This is a genomic window from Sphingomonas segetis (assembly GCF_009720245.1).
GTDB classification, from domain to species: Bacteria; Pseudomonadota; Alphaproteobacteria; order Sphingomonadales; family Sphingomonadaceae; genus Sphingomicrobium; species Sphingomicrobium segetis.
This window is the reverse complement of the sequence record NZ_WJSQ01000065.1, coordinates 1-14029: the sequence shown is the minus strand read 5'-3', so window position 1 is coordinate 14029 and position 14029 is coordinate 1. Positions and strand designations below refer to the sequence as shown.

At 66.0% G+C, this 14029-nt stretch carries 12 protein-coding genes; 4 read left to right on the top strand and 8 right to left on the bottom strand.

Annotated features, from left to right (window positions below):
* Nucleotides 1-816: 4-hydroxybenzoate octaprenyltransferase (gene ubiA / locus GH737_RS08035; protein WP_155264321.1), on the bottom strand; the 816-nt coding region annotated here is incomplete at its 3' end.
* Between the two features lie 101 nt (nucleotides 817-917).
* On the opposite strand from ubiA, the gene GH737_RS08030 reads away from it, so the two are divergent.
* From GH737_RS08030 to pip, 3 genes are read left to right on the top strand one after another with little or no spacing between them, the layout of a single operon-like run.
* On the top strand, nucleotides 918-1655 hold the full coding sequence (locus GH737_RS08030) for a 16S rRNA (uracil(1498)-N(3))-methyltransferase (RefSeq protein WP_155264320.1): 738 nt from the start codon (nucleotides 918-920) through the stop codon (nucleotides 1653-1655).
* Between the two features lie 12 nt (nucleotides 1656-1667).
* On the top strand, nucleotides 1668-3038 hold the full coding sequence (locus GH737_RS08025) for a glutamate--cysteine ligase (protein ID WP_155264319.1): 1371 nt from the start codon (nucleotides 1668-1670) through the stop codon (nucleotides 3036-3038).
* Nucleotides 3038-4006 (top strand): prolyl aminopeptidase, encoded by a 969-nt coding sequence (gene pip, locus GH737_RS08020; RefSeq protein WP_155264318.1) that lies wholly within the window; start codon nucleotides 3038-3040, stop codon nucleotides 4004-4006. The genes GH737_RS08025 and pip overlap by 1 nt, the downstream gene beginning before the upstream one ends.
* Before the next feature lie 122 nt (nucleotides 4007-4128).
* On the opposite strand, the gene GH737_RS08015 is transcribed toward pip, so the two are convergent.
* A complete protein-coding gene (locus GH737_RS08015; RefSeq protein ID WP_155264317.1) occupies nucleotides 4129-6345 on the bottom strand; it encodes a penicillin acylase family protein in 2217 nt (738 codons plus the stop codon).
* A gap of 199 nt (nucleotides 6346-6544) precedes the next feature.
* Here GH737_RS08015 and GH737_RS08010 point away from each other — a divergent pair, with 199 nt between their 5' ends.
* Entirely contained in the window at nucleotides 6545-7837 is a 1293-nt protein-coding gene (locus tag GH737_RS08010) for an MFS transporter (RefSeq protein ID WP_155264316.1), read from the top strand.
* A 15-nt stretch (nucleotides 7838-7852) separates the two neighbouring features.
* Here GH737_RS08010 and GH737_RS08005 read toward each other — a convergent pair whose 3' ends face one another.
* The 6 genes from GH737_RS08005 to trpF all read right to left on the bottom strand — a co-directional run.
* Nucleotides 7853-8260 carry a hypothetical protein gene (locus GH737_RS08005; RefSeq protein WP_155264315.1) on the bottom strand — a complete coding sequence of 136 codons (408 nt, stop codon included), beginning with the start codon at nucleotides 8258-8260 and terminating at the stop codon, nucleotides 7853-7855.
* A 73-nt stretch (nucleotides 8261-8333) separates the two neighbouring features.
* Nucleotides 8334-10844 carry a DNA ligase D gene (ligD, locus tag GH737_RS08000; RefSeq protein ID WP_155264314.1) on the bottom strand — a complete coding sequence of 837 codons (2511 nt, stop codon included), beginning with the start codon at nucleotides 10842-10844 and terminating at the stop codon, nucleotides 8334-8336.
* Between the two features lie 96 nt (nucleotides 10845-10940).
* Entirely contained in the window at nucleotides 10941-11849 is a 909-nt protein-coding gene (ku, locus tag GH737_RS07995; RefSeq protein WP_155264313.1) for a non-homologous end joining protein Ku, read from the bottom strand.
* A gap of 33 nt (nucleotides 11850-11882) precedes the next feature.
* Nucleotides 11883-12665 (bottom strand): tryptophan synthase subunit alpha, encoded by a 783-nt coding sequence (trpA, locus tag GH737_RS07990; protein WP_155264312.1) that lies wholly within the window; start codon nucleotides 12663-12665, stop codon nucleotides 11883-11885.
* Nucleotides 12662-13813 (bottom strand): tryptophan synthase subunit beta, encoded by a 1152-nt coding sequence (gene trpB / locus GH737_RS07985; protein WP_155264311.1) that lies wholly within the window; start codon nucleotides 13811-13813, stop codon nucleotides 12662-12664. The genes trpA and trpB overlap by 4 nt, the downstream gene beginning before the upstream one ends.
* On the bottom strand, nucleotides 13804-14029 hold a 226-nt coding region (gene trpF / locus GH737_RS07980; RefSeq protein WP_476749610.1), incomplete at its 5' end, for a phosphoribosylanthranilate isomerase. The genes trpF and trpB, both read right to left, overlap by 10 nt.

The window sequence follows — 14029 nt, the reverse complement described above, 5'->3', positions numbered from 1 at the left end:
GCGCGGGTCGGCTCGCAGCCCCTGGTTGGCGAGGTGGAGCGCGGCCGGCGCGAGCGCGAGCAGCGCGATCCAGTCGGGCCGGACGGTCCAGATCGCCGCGCCCCACAGCAGCAGCGCGATCAGATAGAAGACTCCGATGCCGAGCGGGGCCTTGCCGCCGAGCCGGCGAGCCGAGGATTTGACCCCGACAAGCGCATCGTCCTCCACGTCCTGGATGGCGTAGAACGTATCGTAGCCGACCACCCAGGCGATGCTTCCGAACCACAGCAGGAACGGTGTCCAGCTCAGGCTGCCGGTCACCGCCGGCCAGCCGACCAGCGCGCCCCATGAAAAGACGATTCCGAGCCACGCCTGCGGCCACCATGTGATGCGCTTCATGAACGGGTAGGCTGCGACGGGCGCGAGGCTGACGACCGCGACAATGGCGGCAGTGAGGTTGAGCTGGAGCAGGACCACGAGGCCGATGAGCGACAGGCCCGCGATCAGCAGCCACGCCGATCGCAGTGCCACGCGCCCGCTGGCGAGCGGCCTCAGGCGCGTGCGCTCCACCTGCCGGTCGAGGTCGCGGTCGACGATGTCGTTGTAGACGCAACCGGCGCTGCGCATTGCCCAGGCGCCCAGCCCAAGCCACAGGAACAGGTCCCAGCGGCCGCCGACACCGGCGAGCGCGGCGCTCCAGGCGCACGGCCAGTAGAGCAGCCAGCTGCCGATCGGCCGATCGAGCCGCATCAGACTCGCATAGGTCCGCAGCCGCTGCGGAAGCGCGCCGATGAACCCGCGCCGCTCGCTGTCCGGGACGATGTCAGGGGGCAAAATCACGCCCCACTATCGTCATTCCCGCGAAAGCGGGAACCTAGTTTCTTGTGCCGCTGGGTCCCCGCTTTCGCGGGGATGACGAATGTTGGTAAGCGCTGCGAATGCCCGCAACCCCTGCCTGGCCGCCCAGAAGTCTGCCGCGGCTGTTCGTCTCGCAGCCGCTCGCCGGGGGAGCGGCGGTCGAGCTCGACGCCAAACAAGCGAATTACCTCGGAAATGTGCTGCGCCTCGGCGCGGGCGCAGAGCTGCTCGTTTTCGACGGGCTCTCGGGCGAATGGCTGGCGCGGATCGCAGAAGCGGGCCGGAAGCGGATGACGCTCTCCGTCGAACGGAAGACGCGCGAGCCGGAGAGCATCCCCGACATTTGGCTCGCCTTCGCGCCGGTGAAGCGGGCGCAGACCGACTGGCTGGTCGAAAAAGCGACCGAGCTCGGCGCGGCGCGGCTGGTGCCGGTGATGACGCAGCGCACCATAGCCGAGCGCGTGCGGCTCGACCGTCTCGAGAGCATCGCGATCGAAGCGGCAGAGCAATGCGGGCGCACGCGCGTGCCGCAGATCGTCGAGCCGGTGCCGCTGCGGCGTTTCGCCGAGGATCTCGACCCGTCGCGCCATCTCTACTTCGCCGACGAGACCGGCGGCGAGCCGCTCGCGAGCAGTTTCCGCGAAGGCCCGACGGCGATCCTCGTCGGACCGGAAGGCGGCTTCACCGAGGAGGAGCGCGGGTTCGTCCGCGGCGCGGGAGCGTCGGCAATTTCGCTGGGCCCCCGCATCCTGCGCGCCGAGACGGCGGCGCTTGCCGCCCTGTCGGCCTATATGGCGCTGGCCGGGGACTGGCGCTAAGCGCCGCCTTGCATGACCCAACGCACCGACGACGGCTATTCGCCTCCGATCGAGAGCCGCACCGACCTGTTGTCGGTGTTCGAGGCCGGCGAGAAGCCGCAGGACGACTGGCGCATCGGCACCGAACACGAAAAATTCGTCTATCGGCGCGACGACCACCGCGCGCCCTCCTACGACGAGCCCGGCGGCATCCGCGACCTGCTCATCGGCCTGACCCAGTTCGGCTGGAAGCCGGTGCGCGAGAACGGCAAGATCATTGCGCTGTCGGGCCAGGACGGCACCATCAGCCTCGAGCCCGCGGGCCAGTTCGAGCTTTCCGGCGCGGCGCTCAGGAACCTGCACCAGACCTGCTCGGAAGCGGCCCGCCACCTCGGCCAGTGCAAGATGATCGGCGACAAGCTCGGGCTCGGTTTCCTCGGCACCGGAATGTGGCCCGACAAGACGCGCAGCGAGCTGCCGGTGATGCCCAAGGGCCGCTACGCCGTCATGCTCAATTACATGCCCAAGGTCGGCAGCCTCGGCCTCGACATGATGCTGCGCACCTGCACCATCCAGACCAACCTCGATTATTCGAGCGAAGCCGACATGGTGAAGAAGTTCCGCGTCGGCCTGGCGCTTCAGCCGGTCGCGACGGCGCTGTTCGCCAACTCGCCGTTCACCGAAGGCAAGCCCAACGGCTACAAGAGCTTCCGGAGCCACATCTGGGAGGACACCGACCCGGACCGCACCGGAATGCTGCCGTTCGTGTTCGAGGACGGGTTCGGGTACGAGCGTTACTGCGACTATGCGCTCGATGTGCCGATGTACTTCGTCTACCGCGACGGCAAATATATCGACGTCGCCGGCGAGAGCTTTCGAAATTTCCTCGAGGGCAAGTTGCCGCAGGTCCCGGGCGAGAAGCCGCGGCTGACCGACTGGACCGACCATCTTTCGACCGCCTTTCCCGAAGTGCGCCTGAAAAGCTTCCTCGAGATGCGCGGCGCCGACGGCGGACGCTGGAGCCGCATTTGCGCGCTGCCGGCCCTGTGGGTCGGGCTGCTCTATGAGACCCAAGCGCTCGACGCCGCGTGGGAGCTGGTCAGGCACTGGACCATCGACCAGCGCGAAAAGCTTCGGCACGAGGTCCCAAAGCTCGCGCTCGACGCGGTCACGCCGGACGGCGAGACGATGCGTGATTTCTCCGCCCGAGTGCTCGACGTCGCTGCCGGCGGGCTGACCCGCCGCGCCGAGCTCAACAGCGCCGGCGACAATGAAGGCGGGTTCCTCGACCCGTTGCGCGACGTCGTCGCAACGGGCATGACCCCCGCGGACCGCCTTCTCGCGCGCTATCACGGCGAGTGGAACGGCGACGTCTCGCACATTTACGAGGAATTCAGCTTCTGATGGACATCCATACCGCCCGGCGCCGCACGCTCTATCCCGAGATCAAACCCTACCAGACGGGCATGCTGGAAGTCGGGAACGGGCACAGCCTCTATTGGGAGCTGAGCGGCAACCCGGATGGCAAGCCGGTGGTGTTCCTTCACGGCGGGCCCGGCGGCGGATCGAGCCCCGATCACCGGCGGCAGTTCAACCCCGACAAGTACAAGATCCTGGTGTTCGACCAGCGCGGCTGCGGCAAGTCGACGCCCTATGCGAGCCTCGACCACAACACGACCTGGGATCTCGTCGAGGACATCGAGAAGCTGCGCACCCAAGTGTCGAAAGTCGACAAGTGGCAGGTGTTCGGCGGAAGCTGGGGCTCGACGCTGTCGCTCGCTTATGCCGAAACCCATCCCGAGCGCGTTACCGAGCTGGTGCTGCGCGGAATCTTCCTGTTCGACCAGTATGAGATCGACTGGATGTACAAGGAAGGCGGCGCGAGCCAGGTCTATCCCGACAAGTTCGCGGAGTTCCTCGCCCCGATCCCGGAAGACGAACGCGGCGACTTGGTCGAAGCCTATCGCAAGCGGCTGACGAGCGACGACAAGGCCGAGCAGCTCGCAGCCGCTCAGGCATGGAGCAAATGGGAGGGCGACATCGTCACCCTGCTCCCGAGCCCGTCGACGATCGAGCATTTCACCGCGCCTGGCACTGCGGTGGCGGTCGCGCGGATCGAGAACCACTACATGGCGAACCACGGCTGGCTCGCGCAAGGCCAGCTGCTCGAGGGCGCGAAGAAGCTGCGCGGAATTCCGGGCGTCATCGTCCAGGGCCGCCACGACACCTGCACCCCGCCCATGGCCGCGTGGACGCTCAAGCAGGCGTGGCCCGAGGTCGAGCTCAACATCATCCCCGATGCGGGGCATCTGTTCAGCGAACCCGGCAACCTCGACGCGCTGGTGCGCGCGACGGACAAGTTCGCGGATTAACTATGCCCCGGGTGAAGGGCCCCCATCAAAGTATTACTTTGAGGGGACCTTAAGACGGGGTCCAGGGCGCTGCGAAGCCGCGCTCACGCGCTCCTGTTCCCCGGCCTTCGCCCCGGAACAGATCACTCCCCCGGCCGGTACACGCGCTCCGTGTGGCCCTTGAGCTGATCCGGCCAGAAGTACACCTCGCGCAGAGCGCCCGACGCGTAGCGCAGCGCCTCGTCGTTGAAATGGGGCGAGTCCGGATGGCCGCTCTCGCCGCCCGCAGTCACCGCATGGGCCCGGACGCGCGGGCCGAACTCGACCACCGCGACGAAGCTGTTGCCCGAGGTTCCGTACCATTTGACCGTTCCCGGCTTGGGTGACGATCCGAACGATGCGAGCGACCCGTAGGCGCTGCTCGCGAACGGCACGGGAATGCTCGGATCGCTGTCGCTGAACGGCTGGACGATCGCGCCCGCGATGCGCTGGAAGCGGTTGACCTCGCCCCACGGCACCTGCCAGCGGCCGAACTCGCGTGTCAGCCGGGCGACCGCATCGTCGAGCGCCTGCACCTTCTGCGCCGGCGTCGTGTCGCGCGCGAGGCGCATCATGCGCTTGTTGCCGGGCTCGTCCGGCAGCGCGTTCAGCGCTTTCTGCATCGCGTCGCCCCAGAACATCGCCAGCGTCTGCGCCACCGATTCGCCGCTCCAGCGGTAGTTCCAGCCGCGAAGCAACGCGATCGGGGCGCTCAGCCGCTTCGCTCGCGCATCGTTCACCGGAAGTTCGCGATACGCCTTGAGCAGCGACGGGATCAGCACCGCGAAGCCCGGCTGAAAGCTGTCGAAGGCGGCCGCCTGGAGCTTCTCCAGAGTCCAGCCGCGGCTCCTGCTGAGCAGCGCGAGCGCATGGATGCCGCGAAAATTCTCACCGAACATGTCCATGTATTTCGGGTAATTCTTCGGGTCCGGGCTGAAGGCGCCGGCGGCCGACCACGGCGCGTTGTTGTTGTTGTCGACCCAGCCGTTGGGCGGGTTCATGACGTTCGGCAGCTCGCTCAGCGCGTGCAGCGAGCCCCAGTCCGTCGCGGGATCGCTGCCGTCGACCGGCCTGGTGAAATCGAACCGGTCGTTGCGCCGCGGGACGAACTGCGGGTGGAGGTAGGCGACCTCACCCTTGTCGTCGGCGAAGATCGTGTTGTTGGAGCTGTTCGCCTTGAGCTGCGCAACCTGCATGAACGAAGCGAGGTCGTCCGCCCTGGTGCGTAAATAGCTCTGCTGGAGCGCTTCGACCGGGCGGTTCATCATCGCGAACGCGATCCAGCGGTCGCCGTCCGACCGCACAATCGGGCCGTGATGGGTGAAGTAAGTGTCGAAGCTCTTCGAGCCGAGCTTGCCGTTGGGCAGCCGGTAGCGGATCGTCACCGGGCGGACGCCGAGCGGGTTGCAGGCGGTGCCGTAGCGGGTGCAGCGCGACTTGCCCTTCCGCTCAACCGTCTCGGCGAACTCATCGACGACATCGACCCCGCTCGAGGTGTGCATCCAGCCGGCGTGCGGGTTGAAGCCCTGGTAGATGAAGAACTGCCCCCAGGTCGCGGCGCCGTAAGCGTCGAGCCCTTCGTCGCTCGACATCTGCAGCTCGGAGCGGAAGAAGAAGCTGGTGTGCGGGTTGATCAGCAGCAGCGCATGGCCGTTGCTGGTGAGCCCCGGCATGATCGCGATGCCGTTCGAGCCGCGCGGTTCGTTGTCGGCCAATGCGTCATCCCGGGCTTGACCCGGGACCCGCCTGCCTTCCTCCGCGATTGAAGACGAGGCAGGTCCCGGCTCAAGGCCGGGATGACGAGCACCATAAAAATCCCGCAGCGCGTCGAGGTCGATCCGCTCGATGTCGCCGCCGATGCTGCCCTCGGTGAAGCTCAGCGCCATCCACGGCTCAAAGTACGTCAGCACGCGCGGTTTAACCTCCGGGTGCGTCGCCAGGAAATAGTTCAGCCCGTCGGCCCAGGCCTTCATCAGCGCCTGCATGTTCGCCGGGCTCTTCGCGTAATAGGCCTTGAGCTCGGGCTCGCTGACGTAGAGCCGTGCGCGCAAATCCTGCCAGATCGCTTTTTCCCCCTCCGCCTCGGCGGTGCGGCCGAGCGCCCACAGGTAATTGGCCTCGATCCGCGGGAAATCGTCCTCGGCCTGCGCGTAGATCATCCCGAACACCGCATCGGCGTCAGTCTTTCCGTGGACGTGCGCGATGCCCCAGTCGTCGCGGGTGATCGTCACGTTCGCCGCCTCCTGCCGCAATCGCGCAATCTCGGGCGGCGAGGCAGCGGTCAGGAGGAAGAGGAGAGCGGGAAGAACGAGTGTACGCATGCTCTCTTGTACCCCTGCGAAAGCAGGGGTCCAGACTGGCAAGAATCAAGAATTATCTCACACGAAGGCACGAAGGAGGAAATAAGGCGCGAAGGTCAGGGACGCGCTTCTTCGTGGCTTCCTTTCGTCTTCGTGCCTTCGTGTGAGCGATTTGCCTTCTTCCGGATTGCTTCGCTACGCTCGCAATGACGGAGGACGCATGGCCGAAGCAGGCAAGACATCGCTGAGGCGCGTGATCGCCGCGAGCCTTATCGGGACCACGATCGAGTGGTACGACTTCTTCCTCTACGGCGCCGCCGCCGCGCTGGTCTTCAACAAGCTGTTCTTCCCCTCGTTCGACCCGCTGGTCGGCACCTTGCTTGCCTTCGCGACTTACGCGGTCGGGTTTGTCGCACGGCCGCTCGGCGGGATCGTGTTCGGCCATTACGGCGACCGCATCGGGCGCAAGAAATTGCTGATGTGGAGCCTGGTGCTGATGGGCCTCGCGACAATGCTGATTGGCCTGATGCCCGGCTACGACAGCATCGGCGTGTGGGCGCCGGTCGGCCTCATCGTGCTGCGCGTCGTCCAGGGCTTCGCCGTCGGCGGCGAATGGGGCGGCGCGGTGCTGATGGCGGCCGAATATGGGGATGCCAGGCGCCGCGGCTATTGGGCGAGCTGGCCGCAGGCGGGCGTCCCGCTCGGCAGCCTGCTTTCGGCCGGAATTCTCGCGCTGATGGCAGGCGTGCAGAGCGAGGCGGACTTCATCGCCTGGGGCTGGCGCGTGCCGTTCCTGCTTTCGGCGGTGCTGGTCGTGGTCGGCTGGTACATCCGCAACCGGGTCGCCGAGAGCCCGATGTTCGAGAGCGAGATCGAAGCCGCCGAGGCGCCGCCGAGCATGCCCGCGATCGACGTGTTCCGCGAGCGCCCGCGCGCGGTGCTGCTCGGCGCGGGGCTCAGGGTCGGCGAGAACATCGGCTATTACATCCTGACGGTCTTTTCGCTGACCTTCCTGGTGGATGTCGCGGCCGAAACGCGGAGCCTCGCACTCGACGCCTTGCTGATCGGAGCGGTGGTGCAATTCATTGCGATCCCGCTGCTCGCCACGCTTTCGGACAGGATCGGCCGCCGGCCCGTCTACGCGTTCGGCGCGTTCGGGCTCGGTATCTTCAGCTTCCTCTTCTTCCCGATGCTGGCGAGCGGAAGCAACGCGCTGATCATCCTCGCGATCGTCATCGGCCTCGTCCTCCACGCCTCGATGTACGCGCCCCAGGCGGCGTTCATCACCGAGCTGTTCCCGACCCGCATCCGCTATTCGGGCGTATCGATCGCCTATCAGCTCACCGCGATCTTCGCGGGCAGCCTGGCGCCGATCATCGCTTTGTGGCTTTACAAGGACCTGCACTCATCGGTGCCGGTGTCGATCTACGTCGCGATTGCGTGCGCCATCAGCGGCGTGAGCGCGCTGATCGCGCGGGAGACGCGCGGCGTGGAGCTGGCCGAGATTCGGTAGGCGGAAGATGCGGGCTTAGTCCTCAGCGACCGCTTGGCTCCCGCATAAAACTTCTACGGCTGCGAGAACAAATAGCATCAAGCACAGGTCTATGGATGCTACCCCTGCAGTGACAGCCGCCGGAACCCAATCCGAAGTCCACGGAATATACCAGATCAGCGCAACGTGAACGGCCATGAGGAGAGCGATTGTGCCCCAAAAGAGCGCTTGCCGTCTCAGCCCCCACTTCAAATAAATGAAGAACGCGAACAGGCCGATGCTCATGAGCAGCGGCATAGACATGTTCATTCTTTCAAAGTGATCGCAAACGACGATCACCGCGAGGCAGAAGACCATCCAAGGCAGCAAGACACGCCAAGGCAGCCAAATCTTCCGAGCCGCTTTGATGTCGTTCGTCGCCTGTGTGATAATGGGATGCTTCATTGAACGCTCGCGAGTACTCTAACTCATCGAACATTCCCGAAATTGTGAATGTCCGCAACCGATCGAGAATGAATTAAGCGTTCGGGAGCGCCTGCTTTGCTTCACCCCAGCCCTTGAGCAGCTTGGAGCCCGCGCGCTCGATCAGCTCGTCGGCATCGCGGATGGTGAAGTGATTGCCGCCTTTGTACTTGTCGAGCTCGTCCCAGGCGACCGGGGCGGCGACCGGCGCGCCTTCGCGGGCTCGGGCGGAGTAGGGCATCACCGCGGTCGCGCCGCGCTGGTTGCGGAGCCAGTCGAGGAAGATGCGGCCCTTGCGCTGGACCTTGCGGATGTTGGCGGTGAACATCTCGGGCTCGGCCTCCGCGATGGCGCGGCTGAAGCGCTCGGCGAAGTCGGAGACCGCCGGCCATTCCGCCGACTGATCGAGCGGCGCGACGACGTGCAGGCCCTTGCCGCCGGACAGCAATGGGAACGTCTCGAGCCCGAGGTCCTTGAGTAGGCCGCGCAGCCGCACCGCCGCTTCCTTCACCTTCTCGAAATCGAGTCCCACGTCCGGGTCCAGGTCGAACACGAGACGATCGGGGCATTCGAGTGGGTCGATCTTGCTGCCCCAGCCGTGAAATTCGATCGTCCCCATCTGCACGCAGGTGAGCAGCCCCTTGATGTCGTCGAAGTAGAGATAGTCCTGGACGATCCCCTTCTTCTCCTTGACCGGGACATGCTTGACGTCGGGTCCGAACGAGCCGCTGTCGTGCTTCTGGAAGAAGCATTTCTTCGAGCGGCCCTGTGGACAGCGGATCAGCGTCATCGGGCGGTGCGCCGCATCGACCATGATGAGCGGTTCGACCGCGGCATAATAGTCCGCGAGGTCGAGCTTGGTCAGCTTTTCGTCGGGGAAGATCATCCGCTCGGGGCTGCTGATCTTGATCCCGAAGCTCTCGGCGGTGCGCATCGGCTCTGACTTCCTCGTCTTCGCCTTGGCCGGCTTCTTCTCGGATTGTGCGAGGTGCTTGGGCGTCTCGACCACCACTTCGGATGCCGGCTTGTCCTCGCGCAGCGCGAGGAAACTCGGGTGGCGGAGGATGCCTTCGTTGGTGAATTCGGTGAACGCCACTTCGCAGACGAGCCTCGGCTCGATGAAATGCGCGCCCTTGCGGTCGGCGCGCGGGATTTCGACCGGCGCCTTGTCGACCTCGAGTGGGCGCATCCGGTCCATCAGCTCGTCGATCAGCTTGCCGTTGAAGCCCGTTCCTACCTTGCCGACGTAGGTGAGCTTGCCCTTCTCCTTCGCCGCGAGGAGCAGCGAGCGGAAGCCGATGCGCTTGTCGCTCTCCGTCCAGCCGACGATCACGAATTCCTGGCGCTGGATGCACTTGATCTTGAGCCAGTTGCGCGTGCGCGAGCCCTTGTAGGGGCAGCTCGCCTTCTTCGCGACGATGCCCTCGCCGCCCTGCTTGCAGATCTCGGCGAACAGGGCCTCGCCCTTCCCGATCACATGGTCGCCGTAGATGATCGGCGGGTTCACGCCCGCGAGCAGCGAGGCAAGCCGGTCCTTGCGGACGATGTTCGGCAGGCGGCGGATGTCCTCGCCGCGGTCGATCAACAGGTCGAAGGCGTAGAAGACGAGGTTGGCGCCTTTCTGGTCCTTGAGCGTGGATTGCAGGAGCTGGAAGCTGGGCTTTCCGTTCTTGTCGACGGCGACGGCCTCGCCGTCGATCAGACAGCCGGCGGGCAGGTTCGCCGCGGCCTTCACCAGCGCCTTGAACTTGTCGCTCCAGTCCTTGCGGTTGCGCGTCCACGCGGTCGCGACTCCGTCGCCGACCGACAGCAGCAGCCGGTAGCCGTCGTACTTATATTCGTAGAGCCAGTCGCTTCCGGTCGGCACGTCGTCGACCAAAGTCGCGAGTTGCGGCTCCTCGAACGGCGGCGGCGCCTTGGCCGCCTTCTTCTTCGCACGCCCGCCCTTCTGCCCGCCGCGATTGGAGCGCCACACGTCCTCGCCGGCCGCGATCTCCGCCATCGTGCGGCCGGTCGTGACGCTGGTCGTGCCCTCGTCGACGAGCGCGTTGCCGTTGTCCGGGTCGGCATATTCGTCGGTGACCTTCTTGAGCATCCACGGCTCGCCGCGCTCGCCCTTGCGCGGGTTGAGGCGGAACAGGACCCACTCGCCCTTCATCCGCTCGCCTTCGAGGGTGAAGTGGAGGTGGCCTTCCTCGATCGTCTTGCTCGGGTCCTTGTCAGGGTGCGGAATCCAGCGGCCCCTGTCCCACAGCATCACCGTGCCGCCGCCATATTCGCCGGCAGGGATGATTCCTTCGAACGTGCCGTAGTCGAGCGGGTGGTCCTCGGTCCGCATCGCGAGGCGCTTCTCGGCCGGATCGATGCTCGGACCCTTGGGCACCGCCCAGCTCTTCAGGACTCCGTCCAGCTCGAGCCGGAAGTCCCAATGCAGCCGCGAGGCCTCGTGCTTCTGGACGACGAAGCTGTCGCCGCTGCCCTTGAGCTTGCGGCCCTTGGGCTCCTTCGTCCTGGTGAAGTCGCGCTTGCGATTGTAGGTCGCGATGTCGAGCTTCTTGGTGGCCACGCTAGCCACCGTTCGTCACCCCCGCGAACGCGGGGGCCCAGCGAAACAAGAAAAACTGGGTTCCCGCTTTCGCGGGAATGACGAATTTGGGGCACATCACCGTTTCCGCCCTCCGGCAGCCGCTTTCTTGGCCGGCACCTTCTTCGGAGCATGGCGCGGCGCCGGCTTCTTTTTCGCAGCGCCGCGATTCTCGTTGGCTGCCTTGCCGCCCTTTTCGTCGCCGAGGCTGCGCTTCAGCGCCGCCATCAGATCGACGACGTTCGATCCGCGCGGCGGCGGCTCGTCGGCGTCCGGGTCCTGGATGACCTTCTCGCCCTTGGCCTTCTGCTTCTCGCGAATCAGGTCGTGCAGCGCGTCGACGTAGCGGTTGTGGAACTCGCCGGGATCGAACTTGCCGGTCTTCCGCTCGATCAGCATGGAGGCCATGTCGAGCAGGTCCGCGTCGGGCTCCTCGGTGCCGATCTCGCGAAAATAGGACTGCGCCTTGTGGACCTCGTCGGCATAGCGCAGCGTCTCCAGCAGCAGCCCCTTCCCGCACGGCTTCAGCGCGACGACATATTCCTGCCCGCGCATCGCGAGCTGGCCGACGCCGATCTTCTTCGCCGCCTTCAGGGCATCGCGAAGGACGACATAGGCCTCCTCGGCGAGGTCGTCGGCGGGCACCACGAAATAGGGCTTGTCGTAATACATGGCGTCGATGTCGTGCGTGTCGACGAACTCGACCAGCTCGAGCGTCTTGCGGCTCTCGAGCTTGACGCTCTCGATCTCCTCGGGGTCGAGCAGGACGTAGTGGCCCTTGGAGACCTCATAACCTTTGACGATCTCGTCGCGGTCGACGGGGCCGACGCCGGGCACGACCTTCTCATATTTGATGCGCTTGCCGGTCGGCTCGTGCACCTGGTGGAACTGAATCTGTGCGCCGCTCTTGGTCGCGGGGTAAAGCTCGACCGGGATCGATACCAGGGCCAGCCTGATCTGCCCTCGCCATATCGCGCGCGCGGCCATGTCTTCGTCTCCTTGAACCCAAGGAGACTCAATTCATTGCGTCGCCGACTCGTTCCCTGTGGCGGCCTTGAGGGAGCGGACAAATTGCGCGACATCGCCGCCGCGCTGCGCGCAATCGACGATCGCCGAGCCGCAGATCACGCCTTTGGCGCCGGCAGCGAGCGCAGCGCGGACATGCTCTGGAGCCGAGATTCCGAAGCCGAATATGCAGGGCGGCGCGCCGGCTGCAGCAAGCCGATCGATCAAAGCGGCGTCGAACTCGCCGCCGGCGTGGGTGCCGGTGATGCCGGCGCGACTGACGCAATAGGTGTAAGCGCTCGACAGGTCCGCGATCCGTTGGAGCGTCGGCTCCGGCGTGTTCGCGGCGGCGATCAGCACCGGCTCGATGGCCGCCTGCTCCATGTCGCGGACGAACGGCGCGGCCTCGAGCGCAGGCACGTCGGCGATCAGCAGGCTGTCGGCGCCCGCTTCGGCGGCGTCGCGCATGAAGCCCGCGCGGGCGACGACGATGTTGGCGTAAGTCAGGATGCCGACGGGGACATTCGGATAGCGCTCGCGAAAGCCTGCGATCAGGTCGAAGCAGTCGCCGACGCGAACGCCCGCTGCGAGCGCGCGCTGGGCCGCGGCCTGGATGACGGGCCCATCCGCCACCGGATCGGAGAAGGGAATTCCAACCTCAATCATGTCCGCGCCGCCCTCGACGACCGCATCGAGCAGGCGGGCGCTCGACTCCAGGTCGGGGTCGCCGAGCATCAGGAACGCCCCGAACGCGCCGGCGCCGTTCAGGCGTTCGAACATCGCAGGGTAGCGGCTCATGCGAGCAAGGCCTGGGCCTGGCTGACGTCCTTGTCGCCGCGCCCCGAGAGGCCCACGAGGATGGCGCTCTCCGGCTCGTTGTCGGCGATCTTCAGCGCATAAGCGAGCGCATGCGCGGATTCGAAGGCGCAGATGATTCCTTCACTTTCCGCAAGCGCCTTGAAAGCGGCGAGCGCGTCGGCGTCGGTGCAACCGACATATTCCGCGCGGCCGCTGTCCTTGAGGTGAGCATGCTCTGGTCCGACCGCGGGGTAGTCGAGGCCCGCCGAGACAGACCAGGTATCGGCGATCTGTCCCTCGTCATCCTGGAGGACGTAAGTCTCGGCGCCGTGGAGCATGCCGCGCGTGCCTCGGAGGAGCGTCGCGCCATGCGCCTCTCCGTCGAGGCCCTTGCCCGCCGCTTCGACCCCGATCAGCCGCACCGGATCGTCGAGGAAGTCCGCGAACAGCCCGATCGCGTTCGAACCTCCGCCGACGCAGGCGACCACCGCATCCGGCAGACGCCCGAACCGCTCGACCATTTGCGCGCGCGCCTCGCGGCCGATCACGCGCTGGAATTCGCGCACCATGGTCGGAAAAGGGTGCGGCCCGGCTGCGGTGCCGAGCAGATAATGCGTGGTCTCGAAGCTCGCCGACCAGTCGCGCAATGCCTCGTTGATCGCATCCTTGAGGGTGCGGCCGCCACCTTCGACGGGCACCACTTCAGCACCCATCAGCTGCATCCGGAAGACGTTGAGCTTCTGCCGCTCCACGTCCTCCGCACCCATGTAGATCAACGTTTCAAAGCCGAGCAGCGAGCCGACGATGGCGGTCGCGACGCCGTGCTGGCCCGCTCCGGTCTCCGCGATCAGTCGGGTCTTGCCCATCCGGCGCGCGAGCAGCCCCTGCCCGAGCACCTGGTTAGTCTTGTGCGCGCCGCCGTGGAGCAGGTCCTCGCGCTTGAGCCAGATGTTGCCCGGCAGGTTGCGGCAACGAGTCAGCGGCGTTGGGCGACCCGCATAATTGGCGAGCAGATCGTTCAGCTCGGCCGCGAACGTCGGATCGTCCTCAGCATTCAGGAACGCGGCCTCGAGCTGCTCGAGCGCGGGCACGAGTATCTCCGGAACGTAGCTGCCGCCGAAGCGGCCGAAGCGGCCGTTCAGGCGCATTCGCGCAACCGCCGCCGCGCGGACGGGCGCAGCGCTTCGAACAAGGCGGCGATCTTCTCCGGCGACTTCATTCCGGGGCGCAGATCGACCGACGAGCCGACGTCGATCGCATAAGCGCCGAGCCGCTGCGCAGCCGCCGCATTGTGCGGCCCAATCCCGCCGGCCAGCAGCGCGCTCGGCAGGTCCGGGTGGCGCCCGATCAGAGCCCAGTCGAAG

Excerpts from the sequence above, each read along its gene's own strand:
- GH737_RS08005 (WP_155264315.1), bottom strand. The coding sequence starts at position 8,260 with ATGAAGCATCCCATTATCACACAGGCGACGAACGACATCAAAGCGGCT.
- GH737_RS08025 (WP_155264319.1), top strand. The coding sequence starts at position 1,668 with ATGACCCAACGCACCGACGACGGCTATTCGCCTCCGATCGAGAGCCGC.
- trpA (WP_155264312.1), bottom strand. The coding sequence starts at position 12,665 with ATGAGCCGCTACCCTGCGATGTTCGAACGCCTGAACGGCGCCGGCGCG.
- trpB (WP_155264311.1), bottom strand. The coding sequence starts at position 13,813 with ATGCGCCTGAACGGCCGCTTCGGCCGCTTCGGCGGCAGCTACGTTCCG.
- pip (WP_155264318.1), top strand. The coding sequence starts at position 3,038 with ATGGACATCCATACCGCCCGGCGCCGCACGCTCTATCCCGAGATCAAA.
- GH737_RS08010 (WP_155264316.1), top strand. The coding sequence starts at position 6,545 with ATGGCCGAAGCAGGCAAGACATCGCTGAGGCGCGTGATCGCCGCGAGC.
- ku (WP_155264313.1), bottom strand. The coding sequence starts at position 11,849 with ATGGCCGCGCGCGCGATATGGCGAGGGCAGATCAGGCTGGCCCTGGTA.
- GH737_RS08015 (WP_155264317.1), bottom strand. The coding sequence starts at position 6,345 with ATGCGTACACTCGTTCTTCCCGCTCTCCTCTTCCTCCTGACCGCTGCC.
- GH737_RS08030 (WP_155264320.1), top strand. The coding sequence starts at position 918 with ATGCCCGCAACCCCTGCCTGGCCGCCCAGAAGTCTGCCGCGGCTGTTC.